At 58.9% G+C, this 19,722-nt stretch carries 21 protein-coding genes; 8 read left to right on the top strand and 13 right to left on the bottom strand.

Translation table 11 applies throughout. The features are described 5' to 3' along the window. Nucleotides 1-30 precede the first annotated feature (30 nt). Together J2X71_RS25540 and J2X71_RS25535 are read left to right on the top strand one after the other, a co-directional pair. Nucleotides 31-360, top strand: coding sequence for a hypothetical protein (locus J2X71_RS25540; protein ID WP_310386453.1), 330 nt, complete (start codon nucleotides 31-33; stop codon nucleotides 358-360). Between the two features lie 12 nt (nucleotides 361-372). Beyond that, nucleotides 373-573, top strand: coding sequence for a hypothetical protein (locus J2X71_RS25535; RefSeq protein WP_310386452.1), 201 nt, complete (start codon nucleotides 373-375; stop codon nucleotides 571-573). Between the two features lie 168 nt (nucleotides 574-741). On the opposite strand, the gene J2X71_RS25530 is transcribed toward J2X71_RS25535, so the two are convergent. From J2X71_RS25530 to J2X71_RS25500, 7 genes are all read right to left on the bottom strand, one after another. Beyond that, the gene (locus J2X71_RS25530) at nucleotides 742-1,026 is read right to left on the bottom strand and encodes a copper-binding protein (RefSeq protein WP_310386450.1); all 285 of its coding nucleotides are present in this window, start codon (nucleotides 1,024-1,026) and stop codon (nucleotides 742-744) included. Between the two features lie 23 nt (nucleotides 1,027-1,049). Further along, a complete protein-coding gene (locus tag J2X71_RS25525; protein ID WP_310386449.1) occupies nucleotides 1,050-1,529 on the bottom strand; it encodes a plastocyanin/azurin family copper-binding protein in 480 nt (159 codons plus the stop codon). 30 nt (nucleotides 1,530-1,559) lie between these two features. Next, nucleotides 1,560-2,909 carry a copper oxidase gene (locus J2X71_RS25520; RefSeq protein WP_310386447.1) on the bottom strand — a complete coding sequence of 450 codons (1,350 nt, stop codon included), beginning with the start codon at nucleotides 2,907-2,909 and terminating at the stop codon, nucleotides 1,560-1,562. 14 nt (nucleotides 2,910-2,923) lie between these two features. Beyond that, nucleotides 2,924-4,387: a TolC family protein gene (locus J2X71_RS25515; RefSeq protein ID WP_310386445.1), complete on the bottom strand. Its 1,464-nt coding sequence runs from the start codon at nucleotides 4,385-4,387 to the stop codon at nucleotides 2,924-2,926. Continuing rightward, a complete protein-coding gene (locus tag J2X71_RS25510; RefSeq protein ID WP_310386442.1) occupies nucleotides 4,384-4,611 on the bottom strand; it encodes a hypothetical protein in 228 nt (75 codons plus the stop codon). The genes J2X71_RS25515 and J2X71_RS25510 overlap by 4 nt, the downstream gene beginning before the upstream one ends. An 88-nt stretch (nucleotides 4,612-4,699) precedes the next feature. After that, nucleotides 4,700-5,134, bottom strand: coding sequence for a hypothetical protein (locus tag J2X71_RS25505; RefSeq protein WP_405049753.1), 435 nt, complete (start codon nucleotides 5,132-5,134; stop codon nucleotides 4,700-4,702). Between the two features lie 824 nt (nucleotides 5,135-5,958). Continuing rightward, nucleotides 5,959-7,878 carry an adenylate/guanylate cyclase domain-containing protein gene (locus J2X71_RS25500; RefSeq protein WP_310386438.1) on the bottom strand — a complete coding sequence of 640 codons (1,920 nt, stop codon included), beginning with the start codon at nucleotides 7,876-7,878 and terminating at the stop codon, nucleotides 5,959-5,961. Between the two features lie 304 nt (nucleotides 7,879-8,182). Between J2X71_RS25500 and J2X71_RS25495 the strand changes: the two genes are divergently transcribed. Beyond that, nucleotides 8,183-9,316 carry a hypothetical protein gene (locus tag J2X71_RS25495; protein ID WP_310386437.1) on the top strand — a complete coding sequence of 378 codons (1,134 nt, stop codon included), beginning with the start codon at nucleotides 8,183-8,185 and terminating at the stop codon, nucleotides 9,314-9,316. Nucleotides 9,317-9,634: 318 nt separating this feature from the next. Here J2X71_RS25495 and J2X71_RS25490 read toward each other — a convergent pair whose 3' ends face one another. Together J2X71_RS25490 and J2X71_RS25485 are read right to left on the bottom strand one after the other, a co-directional pair. Beyond that, entirely contained in the window at nucleotides 9,635-9,928 is a 294-nt protein-coding gene (locus J2X71_RS25490) for a hypothetical protein (RefSeq protein WP_025669830.1), read from the bottom strand. Nucleotides 9,929-10,130: 202 nt separating this feature from the next. Beyond that, nucleotides 10,131-10,454: a hypothetical protein gene (locus J2X71_RS25485; protein WP_310386434.1), complete on the bottom strand. Its 324-nt coding sequence runs from the start codon at nucleotides 10,452-10,454 to the stop codon at nucleotides 10,131-10,133. 913 nt (nucleotides 10,455-11,367) lie between these two features. On the opposite strand from J2X71_RS25485, the gene J2X71_RS25480 reads away from it, so the two are divergent. The 5 genes from J2X71_RS25480 (at nucleotide 11,368) to J2X71_RS25460 (ending at nucleotide 16,274) form a co-directional block, all read left to right on the top strand. Continuing rightward, nucleotides 11,368-11,592: a hypothetical protein gene (locus J2X71_RS25480; protein ID WP_310386432.1), complete on the top strand. Its 225-nt coding sequence runs from the start codon at nucleotides 11,368-11,370 to the stop codon at nucleotides 11,590-11,592. A 471-nt stretch (nucleotides 11,593-12,063) separates the two neighbouring features. Beyond that, nucleotides 12,064-12,399, top strand: coding sequence for a hypothetical protein (locus J2X71_RS25475; protein ID WP_113325433.1), 336 nt, complete (start codon nucleotides 12,064-12,066; stop codon nucleotides 12,397-12,399). Nucleotides 12,400-12,635: 236 nt separating this feature from the next. Next, complete coding sequence (locus J2X71_RS25470) at nucleotides 12,636-13,673, top strand: SIR2 family protein (RefSeq protein WP_310386430.1); 1,038 nt, start codon at nucleotides 12,636-12,638, stop codon at nucleotides 13,671-13,673. Further along, a complete protein-coding gene (locus J2X71_RS25465) occupies nucleotides 13,670-15,418 on the top strand; it encodes an ATP-binding protein (protein ID WP_310386428.1) in 1,749 nt (582 codons plus the stop codon). Before J2X71_RS25470 ends, J2X71_RS25465 begins: the two co-directional genes overlap by 4 nt. Before the next feature lie 235 nt (nucleotides 15,419-15,653). Next, complete coding sequence (locus J2X71_RS25460; protein WP_310386426.1) at nucleotides 15,654-16,274, top strand: hypothetical protein; 621 nt, start codon at nucleotides 15,654-15,656, stop codon at nucleotides 16,272-16,274. Between the two features lie 97 nt (nucleotides 16,275-16,371). On the opposite strand, the gene J2X71_RS25455 is transcribed toward J2X71_RS25460, so the two are convergent. The 4 genes from J2X71_RS25455 to J2X71_RS25440 form a co-directional block, all read right to left on the bottom strand. Beyond that, nucleotides 16,372-17,199: a ThiF family adenylyltransferase gene (locus tag J2X71_RS25455; RefSeq protein WP_310386424.1), complete on the bottom strand. Its 828-nt coding sequence runs from the start codon at nucleotides 17,197-17,199 to the stop codon at nucleotides 16,372-16,374. Continuing rightward, the gene (locus tag J2X71_RS25450; protein ID WP_310386422.1) at nucleotides 17,196-18,260 is read right to left on the bottom strand and encodes a Gfo/Idh/MocA family oxidoreductase; all 1,065 of its coding nucleotides are present in this window, start codon (nucleotides 18,258-18,260) and stop codon (nucleotides 17,196-17,198) included. The genes J2X71_RS25455 and J2X71_RS25450 overlap by 4 nt, the downstream gene beginning before the upstream one ends. Before the next feature lie 17 nt (nucleotides 18,261-18,277). Next, nucleotides 18,278-19,006: an amino acid ABC transporter ATP-binding protein gene (locus J2X71_RS25445; protein ID WP_405049758.1), complete on the bottom strand. Its 729-nt coding sequence runs from the start codon at nucleotides 19,004-19,006 to the stop codon at nucleotides 18,278-18,280. A 64-nt stretch (nucleotides 19,007-19,070) separates the two neighbouring features. Continuing rightward, nucleotides 19,071-19,715, bottom strand: coding sequence for an amino acid ABC transporter permease (locus tag J2X71_RS25440; protein WP_310386418.1), 645 nt, complete (start codon nucleotides 19,713-19,715; stop codon nucleotides 19,071-19,073). Between the last annotated feature and the right edge of the window lie 7 nt (nucleotides 19,716-19,722).

Raw genomic sequence — 19,722 nt, 5'->3', positions numbered from 1 at the left:
CGCCAGAGATTATACTGGAGGGATACTGTAATGAAGCTACGTATTTTTTGTGCTTTTGCGCTTGTTTTTGCTGCTACGGGTTACGTTCAAGCTGGCGATCGCACAGCCGCCGCGGCAATCTACTTTCATGGAATGACGAAATCGGCATGCGGCTTCAAGATGACGCCAGAGTCGGCAATGAAAGCTGCAACCACTCTTGGAATGTCGACTCCTGTTGGCGAGCCGTTACTTTCGGCGTTGTTTGCAGTTTGCGAGGAGGTGAAAAAAGGAAACAAAGACAAGGTCATCGAGATCCGGGTTCGCGACAGCCACAATGTGCTGCGCAAGGTCACGCTTGAAAAAGCCAAATGGTGGCAGTGAAGGGCCGCCGGGATGGATAAGTCGGCATCCGATCAAGACAAAGACGGCTCGAAGGCCGGGATTGATAAAAAGTTGCCGCTTGAACAGCCTGTCTATTATGGCAAATGGAACATGCTTGTTGCATGTGCCCTGGAAGAAGGTTTCAGGCTTGTCATGAATGATTTCAAAGCGTGGCGCGCCGTGACGAAAAATAAGCGTAAAACTCCGCGTTAGGCCGTCAAGAGCGCGCCGAGTCTGCCGCCATATCAGCCGTTGCCGCAATCTTCGGAGTATCCTTGCGTCTAGTCGGACGCGCAAAGGACGCCCCAATTCCTTGATCCATGCACCGCAGAGACGGAATGGGAACGGCCCGGGTCCGCGACGGACCCGGGCCTGATCCGGCTACTTGACCTCAATCACGGTCAGCTTGCCGTCGACGCGGTCGGCGACGAACTCGATCTTCTGGCCTGCCTTCAGTTTCTCGATAATCGCGGCATCCTTGACGCGGAACACCATGGTCATGGCGGGCATGTCGAGGTTCTTCAGGTCTTCGTGCTTGATCGTGACCTTCTGCGCCTTGGTGTCGACCTTATCGACGACGCCCTTGGTGTATTCCTGTGCGATTGCGCCTGTAGCGGCGCCGACGGACAGCATGAAGGCGAGGGTGATCTTGATTGCAGTCTTCATTTTCGGTCTCCTCTTGGGATGTCTCATTCGGCAGCGACGCTGACGTCGCCGTGCATGCCGGCCTCGTAGTGGCCGGGGATCAGGCAGGCGAACTTGAATTCGCCGCCGGTGGTGAACTTCCAGACGATCTCGCCGGACTGGCCGGCCGTCAGGCGGAGCGAGTTCGCATCGGCATGTTCCATCTCGGGGAATTTCTCCATGACCTTCTTGTGCTCCAGGATCTTGTCTTCCTTGTCGAGCACGAATTCGTGGTCGCTTTGCCCCGCATTCTTGATGGAGATCTTGACCGTCTGGTCCTTGCGAACCTTGATCACGGCGGGCTGGAACAGCATCTTACCGTCCTCGGTTTCCTTCATGCTGACGCGAATGGTCTGGGTGACCTTCGACTTGTCGCCGGGCTCGCCGACCGCCATTTTTTCGCCGTGCCCGCCGGCGTGGTTGCCGGAGGCGAGCGCTGGGCCGGCGATGGCCGCAAGAGCCAGTGCGAGAGTATAAATTTTCATTTCAGGTCCTTTGGTTGCTGGGGATTTGCGTCAGCCGTGTTGCATCGGCTTCGGCGTGATGGTGGTGTTTGCGTCTTTGGCCTTGGTCGCGTCCGGCAGTTCGCCGGTCCACTCCCAGGCCTGGGTGCCGGGCGGGTTTTCGTACCAGCCCGGATCGGCGTAATCGTCCGCCGAGATACCCTCGCGGACTTTCACGACGGAGAACATGCCGCCCATTTCGATGGGGCCGTGCGGACCCCAGCCGGTCATCATGGGGACGGTGTTCTCGGGAATGGGCATTTCCATTTCGCCCATATCGGCCATGCCTTTGGTTCCCATCGGCATGTAATCCGGTTGAAGCTTGCGGATTTTTTCGGCGAGTTTCGACTTGTCCGCACCGATGAAGGTCGGGATGTCGTGCCCCATCGCGTTCATCGTGTGGTGCGACTTGTGGCAGTGGATCGCCCAGTCGCCGAGATACTTGGCGTCGAACTCGTAGGCCCGCATCGCGCCGACGGGAATGTCGATGCTCACCTCCGGCCAGCGTGCTTCCGGCCGCACCCATCCGCCGTCCGTGCAGGTGACTTCGAAGTCGTAGCCATGCATATGGACCGGATGGTTGGTCATGGTGAGGTTGCCGACCCGCACCCGGACACGATCGTTCTTCGAGACCACCAGCGGGCTGATGCCCGGAAAGACCCGGCTGTTCCAGCACCACATGTTGAAGTCGGTCATTTCCATGACACGCGGCACGTATGAGCCGGGATCGATGTCATAGGCGTTGAGCAGGAAGACGAAGTCGCGGTCGACGCGCATGAACGTCGGGTCTTTGGGATGAATGACGAAGAAGCCCATCATGCCCATCGCCATCTGGACCATCTCGTCGGAATGCGGGTGGTACATGAAGGTGCCTGACTTCACGAGGTCGAACTCGTAGACGAAGGTCTTGCCGACGGGGATATGAGGCTGCGTCAGGCCGCCCACGCCGTCCATGCCGGAGGGCAGGATCATGCCGTGCCAGTGGATGGTCGTATGTTCCGGCAGCTTGTTGGTGACGAAGATGCGAACGCGGTCGCCTTCGACAGCCTCGATCGTCGGCCCCGGCGACTGCCCGTTATAGCCCCAGAGGTAAGCGGTCATGCCGTCCGCCATCTCGCGCTCCACCGGCTCGGCGACGAGGTGGAATTCCTTGACGCCATTGTTCATCCGGTGCGGAAGCGTCCAGCCGTTCAGCGTCACGACCGGCTGGTAGTCCGGCCCGGAGGTCGGATGCAGCGGCGGCTGCATGTCGGCCGAGCCCATGGCCGGAGCGTCCGGCAGGCCCATTGCGGATGTCTTCGTCCAGGCCCCGGCCGCCATCAGGGCAGCGCCGGCACCGAAGAGTTGTCTTCTATTGAACATGTGAAAATCCTTTCTCAATGACCGCCGCCGCTCTCGGACGGTGAAGCGGCCTCGGTTCCGGCCGATGCAGCAGACGTGCCGCCGCCATAGACGGCGGGCGCGAGGTTGGCGTCCGCGAGCCAGAAGTCTCGCTTGGCGTTGACGGAGAGCAGGATGGAGTTGATCTTGTCCCGCGTGTCGGTGAGCAGCTCGAAGGTGTTGGTGATCATCCCGTTGTAGGTGAGGAGGGATTCCTCCTCGACCTTGGTGCGGAGCGGGACGACGCTGTTGCGGTAATGGCGGGCGATGTCGTAGTTCGACCGATAGGCCTCGTAGGCCGATCTCGCTTCCGAGCGGACGTTCACGGCCTTCTCCGCCAGCTGATTGGCCGCACGCATGTAGCCAAGCTCGGCCTTGCGCATGCGGGCCTTGCCGGTGTCGAAGATCGGGATCGCGAATTCCAGCTCTCCGACCGCCGTCGTCTCCCACTTCTTGTCGCCATCTTCCCCGACCTCCCTCTCGGACTCGGCTCCGGCAAGGATTTCGAGATCGGTGACGTAGCGGGTCGCTTCGGTGAGGCCGTATGAACGCGCGGTGGCTTCCAGTTCGAGCCTGGCGACCTGAAGATCGATGCGGTTGCCGAGCGCTTCCGCCTCGATCGTATCGCGTTTCATGAGTGCCTTGGGCAGGGGCGGCAGGCTGTTCGGCACCTGGAATTCGGCATCCGAGCCCCACAGGCCCATCTGCCTTGTCAGCTCTTCCTTCGCCAGGCGGGCGGCCAGGCGGGCCTTGGCGGTTTCACCGGTGAGTTCGGCTGCGAACACATGCTCGCGGGCCTGCGCCCCCTTGGCCATCGCCCCCGTCTCGCCAAGCTTTTCGGCAAGCTCGGAGGCGGCATCGGCGGCCGCCTCTGCGCGCTGGAGTTGCGCCACATTCTCCCATGCGGCGACCGCGTTGATCCAGGCGCGGCGGGTGTCGGCTGCAAGCTGTAGCGTGCGCACCGCGGCGTTCAGCTGAGCCTGGCGGAAACGCGTATCGGCAATCTCGATATCGCGCTTCCTGGTCATCAGCGCCAGGAGGTTGGTGGTGATCGCGCCCTCGATCGTTCGGAACGCTTCCAGTTCCGGCGTCCCGATACCGGAGAAGCCGACGGAGACCGTCGGGTTCAGCAGCATCGTCGACTGCCATGCGTCGGCAGCACTTTCGCCAAGATCGGCATAGGCGGCCTGCAGGCCCTTGTTGTTGATGAGGGCGATCTGCACTGCCGTTTCCGCGTCCAGCGTCTTTCTGCGGGCAAGGAGCGCCTTCACCTTGGCGGAGGCCACTTCGGCTTCCTGCCGGTTTTGAACCCAGACGGTCTGTTTGGAGGCAACCCCGCCGACCTTGGCGGAAACTGCTGCGAAACCGGCCTCTTTCGCCGCATATTCGGTACTGCTCACGCAGCCTCCGAGGACGAGGGGCAAGGCGGTGAGGGCGAGTAGCGTTCTGACGACGGTCATGAAGCGTCTCCCTTTTGCGGAGACTGCTGCTCGTTCTGTTGTCGCCAGGGCTTGGGATCGACCGGCTGGCGGGCAACAAATCCCGAGATGGGCGAACGATACTGGAGCGGCCGAACGGAATAGGTCTGCTCGACATCCACAGGTGCAATGACATCGGGAGGAAGAGTTGATGCGCAGCCGCCCGCAATAAGCGGCAGCCCCACCACCAATATGGAAGGTTTCATCTTAAAAATCCGAATAGTAGAGTCTCACGGGCAGGCGCGGTTCACCACGGCATGCCTTCGGACCCGCAGAGGCGGGGACGACAGCTATTCAGATCTTGGGCGGACGATGAAGAGGCGGCACTTCGCCCAGAATGCTCTGATCGTCGACGAACTGGCGGATTGAAGAGATGACGGGTCCGCCGACCTCGTGAGATTCGCAGACGATGCCGAAGCCGCCACAAAAATCCTTGCAGCATTGCTGCTTGGAAAGTTGCTCGTCATCGCTCGCGGACGAGCCGTGATCATGCCGGTCGGCAACACCCTGGACCGTGACGTCTTCGCTCGAAGCGGCATGATCGTCGCCTGACATGGCATGGTGGTCATGCGCGCCAGCCAATATCGCCGGCGCCTGCACGTCGGGGAAAGCCGAACCGTGCATGGCGGCATTCGCGTTGGACAGCGAGTATCCTGCCAGCGATACGATGATCACCAGCCGCACGAAAAGGAGCAGTCTGCCCAGTGCGTTCAGATACATTTTGCCCATAACCCCGGAGCTGCGATCAAGGCAGCTCCGCTTCAATATCCTCGACAGACCTTCCAATGATTCGCGACCTTTGAGAGGCTGTTCGGATGTGCGTCTAAGGCTTCCCCCTGCTGGAAGGTCAATATCTTTATCGCGCTCGATTGCGATTTTATCGGCATTGGCGATTCAGGTTACCGGCTGGTCGTCACGCGGCAGGATCATCCGGTCGAGTGTTCCGTCCCGCCTGATCGACGGTCAGCGGCTTTCCGATATGGGGCAGCAACTGCCACCAAAGCCCGTTGGCGATCAAACGCCGTCAGGAGGCGCAAAGAAACAGTTAATATGGTAGCGTCCGCCTCGTCCTATCCCATCCGCCTCATTGGGTTCGTCCGTCGGTTGAAGGCAGATGTGAAAATCGCCGTCTCCGGATGGTGACTCATTTCCATAAGGGATCAGGAACGACTGGTTTCTCGTCACCAGGTGATGGTCTCCCGGGTGAAGGATAACGGAGAACGCTCCGGGACCCTTCCTCACCCGGGATCGAGGTATAGCCTCGCAGTCTCCACCGAAATCTTTGCCTTTGCAGCACGAGGGCGGGTATGCCCAACCGCTGCCGGATTGATGGGCATCGCTCTGTGCGCAAATGCTGACCGATATGACGGCGAAAGACACCATGGACGCTGTTGAAGGTGTGAAAGCCATCGACGCCTCCAAACGAACATTCCGCCCACCGAAGAACGGAATTCTGCGTTGATTATTCAAGCGCGTATTGAAAAGCTTCCAAGCCTATCCTTTGTAGCAAAATTGCCGCTCAATTTCTAGTAGCGCAATGATGGCGGCATTTGCTACCGGGCGTCGCCACTCTCCCCAACCAGCTCCCACAAATCCACCTTCTCAGCACGCCCCTTCACCTGCACCAGCCCGAGCGGCCGAAACTCAAACCCGTCGCCAACCGCGTCGTGAATGGCCGCACTCACCAGGATCGACGTACCAAAATCCTTGTTCAACCCTTCCAGCCGCGAGGCGACATTGATCGTATCACCCATGGCCGTGTATTGCTGGCGCGAGATGGCGCCGAAACTGCCGACGACGGCCGGGCCGGTGTGCAAGCCGAAGCGCGTGAACAGGGCGGGGTGGCCGTTTCTGGTGTTCTCCTCGTTCAGGCCGTCGACCGCCGCTTTCATGGCGAGCGCGCATCGGCAGCCGTTTTCGGCATGCCTGTCGTCCTGCACGGGGGCGTTCCACATGACGAAGATGGAGTCGCCGAGATATTGCACGACCGTGCCGCCATTGCGCTCGGCGATGGTGTTCAGGAGTTCGAAATAGGCCGAGAGCGTATCGACCACGTCTTCGGGCGAATGCTGCTCGGATATGGCGGTGAAATCCCTGATATCGGTGAAGAGCACGGTCACATCCTGCCGCGTCGCCTTGACGACCGTTCGCCCCTCCGGGCTGACAATCCGCCGGACGACTTCGCGCGGCACATAGAGGGCAAACTGGCCGATGGCGTGGCGGCTCGCCGCAAGCGCAGTCGCCAGCGTGTTGATCTCCGTTATCCAGGAATGCGATACGGCTTTCTCGCCGACATCGAGATCGCCGATCCTGCGCGCCTCGTCGGCCAGCCGGTTGAGAGAGCGGCTGACCATGCGCGACAGCAGCACCGATGCCGCGACACCGGCTGCCAGGAGGGCTCCGGCAATCAGGAGATTGTGCAGCAGCAGCCGGTGGGCCTCCGCCACCAGATCCTCCATCGGCACGATGATTGCGGCGGCACTTCCCTCAAACAGGCCGGAGACGCTGACGGGCGCGATCTGCACGAGCTGGCTTTCGCCATCGAGCTCGACGCGCGCCAGGCCGCCATTGGCAAAGGCGGGATCGCGCCTGAGCCTTGCCACGGTTTCGAGGCTCGAGTCGAAACTGTTTGCCGTCGCAACAAGCGAACCTGATGTTCGCGACCATATAGCGATGATCCGGTTCATGATATCAGGGTCGGAATGGGCGATGAGATCATCGCCGGCATCGATGATGTAGGCGCGCGCCCGCGGGGAAATCTCGCGCGCATCCAGCAGGCGGCTGATGGTCTGCAGGTGAATGTTGATGCCGACGACCACCTGGCCGTTGTCCCGCATGGGTGCTGCGATCGTCAGCGTCGGCACACCAAGCGTTCCGGCGATATAGGGGCCGACGGAAACCGTTGCGCCATCCTGAACGACGGCCTGATACCAGGGGCGCTGGCGCGGATCGAAGGATGCGTATTCGACCTGCCGCTCGCCGATCGGCCTTGCCTCTATATCGAGAAACTGCAGCGTCGAGATGACATTGGCGCTCTGTCTGCCAGCGATCGTCCGGATCGCGAAAGCCGTGCCGTCAGGCGCTGCAAGCGTCCGGGAGATATCGCGCCTTTGGGTGTTGATGACCTGCAGATAGGAGCCGTCAGGATAGCCGGTGTAGATGCTCGTCGCATTGGGGACGTTTCGCAGAATCTCCAGAAAGAATTCCTGCTTTGCCTTGATATCCTGAGGCGGCGGAGAGGCGAGCAGCGGCAGGGTAGAAGCGAGCGCCACCGCCTCCGTTCCTCCCTGCAGCGTGTTGCGATATCCCTCGATCAGCCGCACGCTCATCTCGCGCATCTGCTGCACGCCGGCGCTCACGGCAGCATCGCTTCCACGGCTGAAGGCCAGCCAGATGATCGGCATCGACGTGAACAGCAGCGATGCGACGACCAGGACGCCGAGATGCAGCCTTAAGGGTTTGGACCAGCGCACGAGACTTTCCTCGAAATGCGGGCGCGTTCGGCACAGGTTTCATCTCAAACTTGTGTGGTTGTGCAGGAATGAGCGTACCCAACTGTCGCAGCTAACCGCTTTTTGAGGGCTTATACAAGCCGGATGCCGCAGTCACACATGCCACGTTTTCGCCGGTCGTTGGGGCGCGAATGAAAAGCCCGCGATTGAATGGCCTCCAAGCCTCTCGAAAATCGCCGACACTCTTCTATCTGCGCCATGGCCGTTATTTCTGCCGGTTCGCCATTGAGGCGAGGAGCGATGATTTTCGAATGGGGGCGTTTCTTTGACGGACGATATCTCTCAGCCTGCCGGCAGGGCCGAATGGACGCTGGCCGATTTCCTCAGCACCTATCGCTACTGGGCCCTGTTTTTCGCCTCGCTGCTTCTGGCCTTTGGCGGGCAGGGGCTTGCCACGGTCTTTCCGCTGATTTCGCGCGAAGCCGGAAGCAGCTTTCAGACGGTCGGGATCTTCTACCTCGGCTCCAATGCCGGCTGGGTCATCGGTGCCTTCCTGGCCTTCGTCGTCGCCACCCGCCATGGCCGGCCGGCGCTGATCGCGCCGCTTGTCGCCTGCGCCCTTGTCGCCATTGCAGTCATCCCGGCGCCGGCGCTCTGGGCTTCGCCCGCGTTCCTGTTTGTCTTCGGGCTGTTGTTCGGCACGGCGCGGGCGGTTTTCCCGCTGGCGATCGCGATCTTCCTGGTCGGCGGGCGGTCCGGCAGGATTGATTTCGGCTGCGCGCTGACACTGATGTCGACCACGATTCTAACCTCGGGTCTCGCGCCCGTCGTCGCCTCCTGGCTCTATCAGGCCGGTCAGGGCGGGGTGCCCCTGACCCTCGGTTTTCTCGCCTGCCTGGTGGTTGCCGTCCTCCTGCTTCTGCCGGCGCAGCCTCTCGCCTTCGATGACGCGCCGCGTCAGCGCCACAGGCCGATTGCGCCGCAAAAGCGATCGCCGCTCATGGTTGCCGTGATCCTCGTTGTGCCAATGGTGCTGATCTTCCTCCTCAGTCTCGGGATCTATGGCCTGCAGGGCGGGGATATCGAGGCGGGCGGCACTTTCGAGTTCACCCAGCTTCTGGCGCTCGCGGTGCTCGTCATTGCGATCGCGGCGCTCATCTATCTCGCCTGGTGGTGCTATCGCATCCATGGAGAGCTTGCGGGGGTAGCACCCTCGCAGCGCCTGCTCACACCGTTTGCCGCGATGCTGATCGCAGTTTTCGTGCCGCTCGGTCTGCCGGTTCTGCTCATGACGCTTGGCGATCTCCTCAATGATCGCGGCGGCGAGAGCGGAAAGAGGCGCCTGATCTCCATCGCCTGGCTCGCCTTCTGGAGCTTCCTCTTCCCGCCTGTTGCGATCGCACTGGTGCAGAATGCAGCAAACAGGAGCTATGACGGGGAGGTGCTGCAGGCCGGATAGACCGGTGGGCATCGATCGGACAAGCACGCCCATGGGCCGGCGAAAAGAGCGCTCTATGGAAACGATATTGCGCAGTGTGCCGTGTCACACACTTTTCACGCGACTCTTGCTTCCATCCATGATTATTTCACGCGCTTAACGCGTTTTGGCGGACTGAGCAGGTATAGAGGCTCGCGGACGTATTGCGTGGCGAGCCCTATAACCGGCCTCAAATTCTGAGGAGGTTTCGGCCCTTTTGGGCCTGGATCGCTCGCCGGCTCAGCGTCGAAACCATCCTGAAATTGCGTTAGCTAAAGCCTGTCCGGCCGTCGACCGGACTTATCGCTTTAACGAAGGGCGGTTTTCCATGCGGACTGCGCCTCCTTCGTTCTCCCATGATGCCAGGGCTTTCTGGTCGGGGTTCAGCTTGCGCCGCCGGGAAGCCGGGTAGCCAGGGCGAGGGATCGTCACGTCTTTCATGTGCCGGATCACCAGCGCCTCTTCATGATGTTCGCCGCTTTCGGGGGGCCGGGGATCGGACGACGCATAGTCTGCGCGCTTGAGCCCGCCCAGCAGACGCCAGCGCTTCCGGCTCGCTGCAGCAGTTCCGTCTGGAAGGAAGATCTTTACCATGGCCAACCGTTCTCGCATGTCGCGATTGAGTGTTTGAAGGTGGAAGATTCTCACCTTCCCTGGATCGGAGCGAAGGGGCCTTTGTCTGGCTGGGCCCGCTTCGTTGACCGCCGAATAGCTGACTATGCGCTTCCATTGCGCTTTATCCAAGGCGGGAGGCCCCGGCGTTCAAGGCTGGTCAGGCTGTCGTGGAAAGCCGGCGTCACTGCCAATCGAACCGCGCCGGCCGTTGGCCGAAGCGCACAACGCTATGCAGGCTGGGGTCGTGTCGACCGGGTTCAGGTGGGTCGGGCTGTATCGGCTGGGACTTCACGTCGAGGACGTCTTCGATCCGCTTCAGATGGTAGAGAACCTTCCTCTGGCGATCGTAAAGCCTGCCAAGCAACGCATAATCCAGATCCAGCGGCGCCCCGATCATGCGCAGCCTTCTAAGGACGATTTCCTGGCTGGTGATGTGCCGCGCCGCCTTTGCGGCGTGGAGCCGCGCGAACTCCAGATCTTTTTTCTTATATCGCACCGACTGCATCTGTTTCGCCAATCGTTTCCGTTATTCGCGCCGGGCCGGGACGCTGTTCTCTAAGGCTCTCGGCTATTGTCGCGGAGGTTTCGACGGCGCGGCCGCTGTGGCCACGAGTCCGCAACAGCTCCTGCGGATGCCGATTGCAAATCAAATTCGGAGCTTTCAAAATAACCAGTAGCATTCTCACCGCAGGCTTTCAAAATAATAAAATATTTTTTGATAATAAAAATGAAAAGTATGACTTTTGTCATTTTGAAAATAAATAAAACCGGAAAAATACAACTTTATTACGAGATATTTTCTGAAGTTTTTGGTATTTTTATTTGAAAATATTTCCATAGTAATTTAGAAGATGCTATCTGTCTGCGTGAACGTAGGATGAATTTTCAAGCATTTATGAAGTAGCATCTTCTAATTAACCGACGGATGAGCAGGGACACGGAACGAAGGCAGATCAAAGCCGGCTCACCATCGATCGTGACGTTCCTGTCACTTCTTCTGCGGTGATGTGTGCGGCCGCGGGCCGTGGCAATGACGGGGCAGGGCGCTGCTCACCACGGCGAATGACAGCAGACCACGGCATGGAACAATAAGGCTGCCGGATGGTTATATGAGGCTAGGCGACGGACATTCCCGTTCGTCATTCAACTCCCCGGAGCCTGCTATCTTCATACTGGAGCGGCTGCCTCTTAAAGCAGAAAGCAGGAGGCGGTTATGTTGAAGGTCAACCCCGGGAATATGCCGACGACAAAGTGGCGCACAGGCATCAGGTCCAGTGCGGGATTTAAAATCTGCATTTGGATACTCATTGCGGCTGCTTTTGCGATGCTTGCATGGAGCATCATTCTTGCATGACTGCAGTGACCCCGGGTTTTCTGCCCGACTGCAAAATCCAATCAATCTTCAAGGAAGGCCATACATGTCACCTCAAGACGAGGAACGTGCTCTATTCGATCGTGTCTGGGCCAAAGGTGCTTTAGTAGCAACAACCAATCGAGACCCGGTGCTCGCCGAGATCGCCAGCAGCAAGCCGACACTCGAACAATATCGCAAGACCTACGGCTCTCGAAAAACCGATCTCATCAGGATCATAAAACTCGGTATCTCCCAGCTCCACGCTTCCGGTGAACTGCATGAACCGTAATCTACTTCTTTTGGATGATTACATCAGGACAAGCGCCTGGCTCCGGTGGAGCCCATGGCTGCTGCCATGCACCGGTTCGCATCCGCCGCTAAAACGGCATAATCGAAGGGCTCCCACTCAATACTCGGCAAGCCCCCCACATCGGTTTCGGTCCTTGTAATCCTACTACCGCCGCTTAGCTACTTTGGTCGCGTCGCGGTCGATTCGCAATTCATCCAAAAGGGTTAGGCAGAAAGCCGGTCATTCGCGCTGACGGGCCTCATGATGGCCGTCCCGCCACAGGGCGACAGGTGCAATGGCCCTGCCGGCCCAAAGCCGATGCTCTCCCTCCATCCGCGGGTCAGAAGACCGTCCTCGCCAGTACCCAGGGCCACCGCTCCCGCCCAAGAATTCTTCTGTGGTTGTTCTTGCGCATTACTCGCGCCAGGCGGGCGGCGATGTTAGAGATCACCTGCTAACTGGGGTTATCTAATGAAAAAACTCATTCTCGCCGCGGCGCTTGCCGCAGCGCTCACGTCCTGCGCGAAAAGACCTGACGCCATCGTGCAGGCCGATATTCCGATGCAGGCCTACACCAATCTCAGCTGCCCGCAGATCGCCAGCGAACATGCCAAGGAAAAGGTGAAGCTCGACGGCCTCTCGAAGCAGCAAATCTCTGCTGCCAATGGCGATGCGTTTGGTGTGTTCCTGGTCGGCGTGCCGATTGGGAGCGTTGCGGGTGGGGATAAGGAAGGCGAGGTTGCCGTGTCGAAGGGCAAGGTTTCGGCGATGGAGAGTGCGGCGCTTTCGAAGGGGTGTAAGTTGTAGGTGAGGGATGAGAGGGGAAGTTGGCGACAAGAGCAGCAGGGCGGCAACCGCTTGGTCGGCAATCGGCCCTTCGCGGACAAGGTATCTACATATCGACGTGCCATCGAATTGCTCTTTTAAGAGGTTTGCGATTCTGGTCTTTGAATACATCAAAATGGGGTGCCCCATTGCCATCTCGAATTATTTCTAGTTAAACCTTAAGGTTGAAGGCAGTAGCGCATACAAGTGGCAGGTCGGTGGAGCTAAGTGCGTTAAAAAAGCAGTTGCAGGGGCACCTTGGCGATGGCCTCGTTCTGGTAATCGGTTCGGGGCTTTCTTGTGCCGAAGGCGTACCCGGTATGGGAGCGCTAGGCGTCCACCTCGTTGCACACATTCCCGCTAGTCTTTCCCCTGACGACAACAAACTGTGGGAGCAAATTCACCCTCTCATCGAAACCGAAGGGCTTGAGGCCGCACTTTTAAAGCATGCACCTACGCCATCACTGGAAGCCGCTATTGTACAGAGTACGGGTGAATTCATTGCCGCGGCCGAGGCAAGTATTATTGCGGAAGTCTTCAATAAGGCCAAAACGCTCCGTCTCACAAAGCTCGTCCCGCATTTGCTCAAGCCGGATATTGGCATTCCAATTGTGACGACGAATTACGACCGGCTCGTAGAACTTGCATGCGAGGAAGCGGGGCTGGGCGTCGATACCATGTTTAGTGGCCAATTTGCAGCGAAGCTGGAGCCCCACGAAAGCTATTGGAGCTTCTGCCGTGGCGCGAAATTAGTGGGCAGGACTGTGCGCTATAAGTTCGCGGCAAAGGCAAACGTGTTCAAACCGCACGGAAGTCTTGATTGGTATCATCGGGAGGGCAACCCCGTTCGCTATGCCGGAGCGCTGCCGCTTCCACGCCTCATAATCACGCCAGGATTGAATAAGTTCAGAAATGGCTACGAAAGCCCTTTCGATAAAAATCGTGAGAGAGCGAATGACGCCATCGACAAGGCAAGAAGGTTCCTCATTGTCGGCTACGGGTTCAACGACGACCACCTTGAGACCCATCTCACGCCGCGTATCAAATCGGGTGTTAAGACTGTGATATTGACCTATGCCCTTTCTCCGAAAGCTAAAAAAATGTCGGTGGAAAACAAAAATGTAGTCGCCATCGAATTTCACGAGTCGGCAGGAGTAAAAGGGGCAAACATCGTGGTTGATGGAACTGAGGTATTTTATCCTGACGTCAATTATTGGGATCTGGAGGGATTTGTGAAAGGAGTTTTGTCGGCATGACAAGTGTAGCGCTCGAATTTATCGAGAATGATCAGATCGGTCGTGTCGCTGGTGTCGATACCAGTCGCGTTGCAATAGACGTCACAAACTCCGAAATGCTAACTCGCGTCGGGATCGGGCAGCTAATTGCCATCAAAGGTGCAACGCAGGCGGAATTTTTGATTGCGATGACCGATCGAGTGACTCGTTCACTTCGTGAGGAGCTTCCCGATCCAGAGGGCGGTGAATTTGCGCCCCTTACGGTTTCGCCAGCAGATCACATGCAGGCTTTCGTCATTGGTACGTATCGCACGGTGGATGGGGATAAAGCTGACACGTTCAAACGCGGTGCGGACAGCTTCCCTCAGATTGATCGGGACTGTTTTGTCATCGAGGGCGGGAATCTCCAACGTTTCATGGGCATACTCGGGGCTGGTTTTCCGGAAGACGAGAGATTGAAACTCGGGACGTTTGTCGCAGACCGAAGTGCCGACGCAATCGCAAGCGGAGATCGATTTTTTCAAAGGCACGCGGCCGTTTTAGGAAGTACCGGTTCCGGAAAAAGCTGGGCGGTCGCACTCATTCTTGAAAGAGCAGCCAAGCTCAATTATCCGAACATCGTCGTTTTCGACATGCACGGTGAATACAAGCCATTAGCGGATAAGAGTAAGGGCGGCTTCGCGCAACGCTTCCGCATCGCCGGCCCTGGGGACCTCGCCGCGCCGAAGGATGACACGCTGTTCTTGCCATACTGGCTATTAAACCGCGATGAAATGCTATCCATGATTTTGGATCGCAGCGATCAAAACGCTCCCAACCAGGCCTCCCGCTTCACCCTTCATGTCCGTGAGTTGAAGGGAGCAACGCTAGACGCGTCGGGCAAACCCAAGGTGAGGGAGACCTTCACCGTTGACTCTCCGATTCCATACAAAATCGCCGAGCTTGTCGATAGGCTCAAGGAGGACAACACTGCCAAGGGCACATCCGCGTCTACTGGTAAGCCCGTCAACGGCGAATGGGAGAACAAGCTTACGCGCTTCATCTCTCGCCTTGAGGCGAAATTGGAAGATCGCCGCTATGGGTTTATGTTTACACCACCGAAGGAGGCCTTGAACTACGACTGGCTCGCCAAACAGATAGTCAAACTTTTGCGCGCGAATTCTGGAAATGGGATAAAGGTAATCGATTTCTCGGAGGTTCCTGCCGATGTACTACCAGTCGTTACAGGAACGCTAGCCCGTCTTCTTTATGATGTTCAATTTTGGATGAACGCAGATGCTCGGACGCCAGTCACGCTTCTGTGCGATGAAGCGCATTTATATCTTCCGGTCAAGGATGATGCTGATTCAGTTCAAAGACAGGCGCTATGGTCATTCGAGCGCATCGCGAAAGAGGGAAGAAAATATGGATTTTCATTGCTCGTGGTGAGTCAAAGGCCCTCCGACGTCAGCAGGACTATCCTTTCTCAGTGTAATAACTTTCTCGCCCTAAGGCTGACCAACGACAGTGACCAGAACGTCATAAAGAGATTAATGCCGGATTCCCTTGTTGGCCTTACTGCCATGCTGCCACTGCTCGATACCGGTGAGGCGTTGCTATTGGGAGACGCCGTCCTTTTACCGACCAGGATCAAACTCGATCAACCAGAGGTGAAACCTGACAGCGCCACTCGAGACTTCTGGAAGGAATGGGGCTCAGTAATGCCCGATGAAAAGCTGCTTGAAGCGGCGGTCGAATGTCTGCGCAGTCAATCTCGGACTAGTTGATCCATAGCTGGAGCGGTCGCAGGCGAGCGTAAATGAATATTCGCTTATGAGTGCGGCCGGATGGCGGACCGGCCCCAATCTCCACTCCTTGCACTTTCCAGCCGAGGCAGCCTGTAGGCTCTCAGTCCAAGCGGGCTTCGCCGGTGTCGACGCACTGGACCGTTTCGGCATGTTTGCTCGGCATCTGATCTATTTCCCTAGAGCAATGTATCCATTCAAAAATTTGAGAGGGGTTATGATCAACAGTATAGAAGCCAGAAGAGCAATAGCGCAGACAATTGGGAAGTCTTTGGACGAACTTGTACGTGATCGGATGACTGGGCTCGTAGAGGAGCCGGACATCACCTCCCGTATAGGTCAACGTCTCGAGGATCGCTTCGACGGTGCGTTTCTAGCAGGTTATAAAGTTAGCGTTATCAGCGAAACCATCACCTCACACGGAGCTAAGAGCTTGGAAAGGCCGATGGGGACCGACCTTTATATTGCGATGTCGGTTGAAGATAAAATCGGTCATCAGACCTCTAAGGGCATACTTATCCAAGCCAAACGTCGTGACAAGTTGAGCTTGCGTGATTTGGGGGAGCAGTGCCGCCGCATGAATATGGTGACGAAGAAAGGCTCTGTCGTCTGGATTTATGATGTCTCGGGGATTGACGTAATTCGGTCTGAGGACGTCCTGAAAGCTGCTTCGCCGGCCTTCAGTTCTTCTGAATTCTTTGAGCGTGTGCTCGAATGCAATATAGGGGACAAACGGAAAGTCCCTACCGGGCCTTTCGGCGACCGGCCCAAGCTGAAATCGATGTTGGAGACATTGGGTGCGAGAAACGCGGTTTGGCTTGAGTTCGACAAGAGCTGAGCTTGAGACAGTACAGGCGCGGCGTGGATATATACTATACTGCTTTCGCAAGTCGGCTTTCTCGCTTGGGGGGAACGGCGCTGTTGTTATCTCGCCCCTACAACCTCGCCACCCTTCTCAAATGCTCCGCCGTGGTCGTCGCAAACCCAAAAAACTCCAGATAAGCCGGTATCTGCTCAAACAGCATATCCGTCCCCACCTGATACCTGCACCCTCGCTCCCGCGCTGCCGCCAGAAACGGCGTGATCTCCTCCTTCATCACCACTTCACCCACGAAGGTACCGGCCGAAAGCCGGGTCACATCCAGCGGCAGCGGATCATCCTTGCGCATGCCGAGCGGCGTGGCGTTGATGACGATGTCGAATCCATCGGGGTCGTTGGAGCCGGTGGTGACCCTCGTTGCGGGGTAGTAGGTGTTGAGGCGTTTTTTCAGGCCTTCCAGGGCCGTCTCGTTGTCGTCGTGGAGGGCGAGGTGGCCGATGGCGGCGGAGGCGAGCGAGGCGGCGATGGCCGAGCCGACGCCGCCGGCGCCGATGAGGAGGGCTTTGGCGCCTGATATAGTCTGGCCTTTGCGCTTGAGGCCGCGCACGAAACCTTCGCCGTCGAACATGTCGCCGATCAGCCTGCCGTCGGGGCCGAGCTTGACGGCGTTGCAGGAGCCGGCGACGCGGGCATTGGTGGAGATCTCGTCCAGCAGGCCCATCGTGGTGATCTTGTGCGGCATGGTGATGAGGGCGCCGTGGATGTTCGACAGGCGGAAGACGAGCTTCAGGAAGTCAGGGTAATGCTGCGGTTTGCAGCCCATCGGCACGACGACGGCGTCTATGCCCTGTTCCTCGAAATAGGGATTGTAGATCAGCGGCGCCTTGAAGCTTTCCGTCGGGTAGCCGAGATGGGCGATCAGCCTTGTGGTGCCGCTAATCATGGGGTTTCGCCTTTTAGGAATATAGTCCTTCCCGTGCTCGCGGATGCCTTGATCGCCTCGATGACCTCAAGTGTCGCGAGCCCTTCACGGCCGCTGACGAGGGGCGTGGCCGTGCCTTCGATGACATCGCAGAAATGCTGGAGCTGCAGGGTGAGCGGATCGGCCGGTGTGACGGGCAGGCGTTCCTCGGTCAGCTTCTCGCGCCAGTCGGGGCGGCCGGTATTGGTCCAGAGGGTGAGATCGGGGATCGTCAGCGCGCCCTTAGTGCCGCCTATCTGGTAGCAGAACTGGTCTTCCTGCGGAAAGCCGGGGTTTTCGCCCGAGGTGCGCTCCCAGCTCCAGGGCGAGGGCACGGCATCGGAGGCGCTGAGGGTGGCGAGCGCGCCGCTTACGAAACGCAGCAGTACGACGGCGGTGTCTTCGACCGCATGGCCGCGCGCGGCATTGGATTCCATCGCATGCACGCTTTCGACTTCGCCGAGCAGATGGCGGAAGAGATCGACATCATGGATGAGGTTGATGAAGATCGGCCCGGCGCCCGGTTCGCGGCGCCATGTCACCTCGAAATAATCATCGGGCTTGGCGACCCAGAAGCTACCGTGAACGGAGCGGATGCGGCCGAGGCGGCCGCTTTCGATCAGGCGCTTGGCCTGCCGGATAATGGGGTTGTGGCGGCGGTGGTGGCCGACGAGGATGGGCACGCCTGATGCTTCGGCGCGGCGCACGAGACCTGCCGCGGCCTCTGCATCATCGGCAACAGGCTTTTCGATGAGGACGGGGATGCCGGCGGCTACCACATCCAGCGCGTTTGCCACATGCAGCTGGTTGGGTGTCGCGACGATCACGCCATCGGGCCGGGTGTTTGCCAGCGCCTCGGCGAGGCTTGCAAACCAGGGCAGGCCATTGGCGCCGGCCTCGTCGCGGGCGGCGGGCGAGGGGTCGATGATGGCGGCAAGCCGGGTGCGCGGCTCGGCCAATACGCCTTCGATGTGGCGCTTGCCGATCAGCCCGGCGCCCATGACGGCTATGTCGAGGGGGCGTGTGCGCGAAAGATCCGACATTGAAACTCCTTCAGATCCTAGTTGCGCAGGATTTCGCCGAGGAATTTGCGGGTGCGCTCATGGCGGGGATTGGTGAAGAATTCGGCCGGTGCCGCCTCCTCGACGATCGCGCCGCTTGCCATGAAGATCACCCGGTTGGCAACCTGGCGGGCAAAGCCCATTTCATGGGTCACGCAGATCATCGTCATGCCTTCCTCGGCAAGGCTGATCATCGTATCCAGCACTTCCTTGACCATCTCGGGGTCGAGCGCGGAGGTCGGTTCGTCGAAGAGCATCACCTTTGGGCGCATGCAGAGCGCACGCGCAATCGCCACGCGCTGCTGCTGGCCGCCCGAGAGCTGCACCGGATATTTATCGGCCTGTTCGGAGATCTTGACGCGGGCAAGCAGGGTGCGGGCGCAGTCCTCGGCTTCGGCCTTGGTGACGCCAAGGGCGCGCATCGGCGCCAGCATGCAGTTCTGGAGCACGGTCAGATGCGGGAAGAGGTTGAACTGCTGGAAGACCATCCCGACCTCGCGCCTGATCGCGTCGATCGCCTTCGCCTGATTGCCGAGCAGGATGCCGCCAACGCGGATCTCGCCCTTCTCGTAGGTCTCCAGATGGTTGATGCAGCGGATGAGCGTCGATTTTCCGCTGCCCGAGGGGCCGCAGAGCACGATGCGCTCGCCCCGGTGCACATCGATATTGATATCGTGCAGGGCCTGGAAGGCGCCGTACCATTTCTCCACGTGGCTCATGGTGATCATGGTTTCAGATGATGGGGCGGGAACGTTGGTCATGGTCTCTGGTCCGTTTCGCTAGGGCGCGGCATCAGCGCGCGTGCGCGGCGTTGAAGCGACGCTCAAGGCGCGCGCCAAAAATGGTCAGCGGGCAGCACATCAGGAAATAAAGGATGCCGACGATGCCGAAGACGGTGAGCGGCTGGAAGATCTGGTTGGAGATGATGTTGCCGGCCCGCGTCAGCTCCGTGAAGCCGACAATGGAAGCAAGCGACGTGCCCTTGATGAGCTGCACCAGGAAGCCGATCGTCGCCGGCAGGGAGATGCGCAGCGCCTGCGGCAGGATGATATCCTTCATGCGCGAGACATATTTGAGGCTGAGGGCCTTTGCCGCCTCCGTCTGGCCGCGCGGCACGGCCTCGATCGCGCCGCGCCAGATCTCGCCGAGATAGGCGCTGGCATGGAGCGTGAGACCGATGGCGACCGCTTCCCAGGCATCGAGCTTGAAGCCGATGAGGGCCAGCCCGTAATAGGTGACGAAAAGCTGCATCAGGAGCGGCGTGCCCTGGAAGACAGCGATATAGGCCGATGTCAGCCGCTCCACCCACACTATGCCGCAGGTGCGCGCCAGCGCTACGCCAAGGCCGGCGATGCAGCCGCAGACGAAACCGACGGCCGAGAGTAACACGGTCCATTTCAGGCCGATCAGAAGGAAGGTGAATTCTTCGCTGCCCATGGCGCTC

The organism is Rhizobium sp. 1399, assembly GCF_031455475.1.
Taxonomy (GTDB): Bacteria; Pseudomonadota; Alphaproteobacteria; order Rhizobiales; family Rhizobiaceae; genus Rhizobium.
This window is presented reverse-complemented; position numbering and strand designations above follow the sequence as displayed.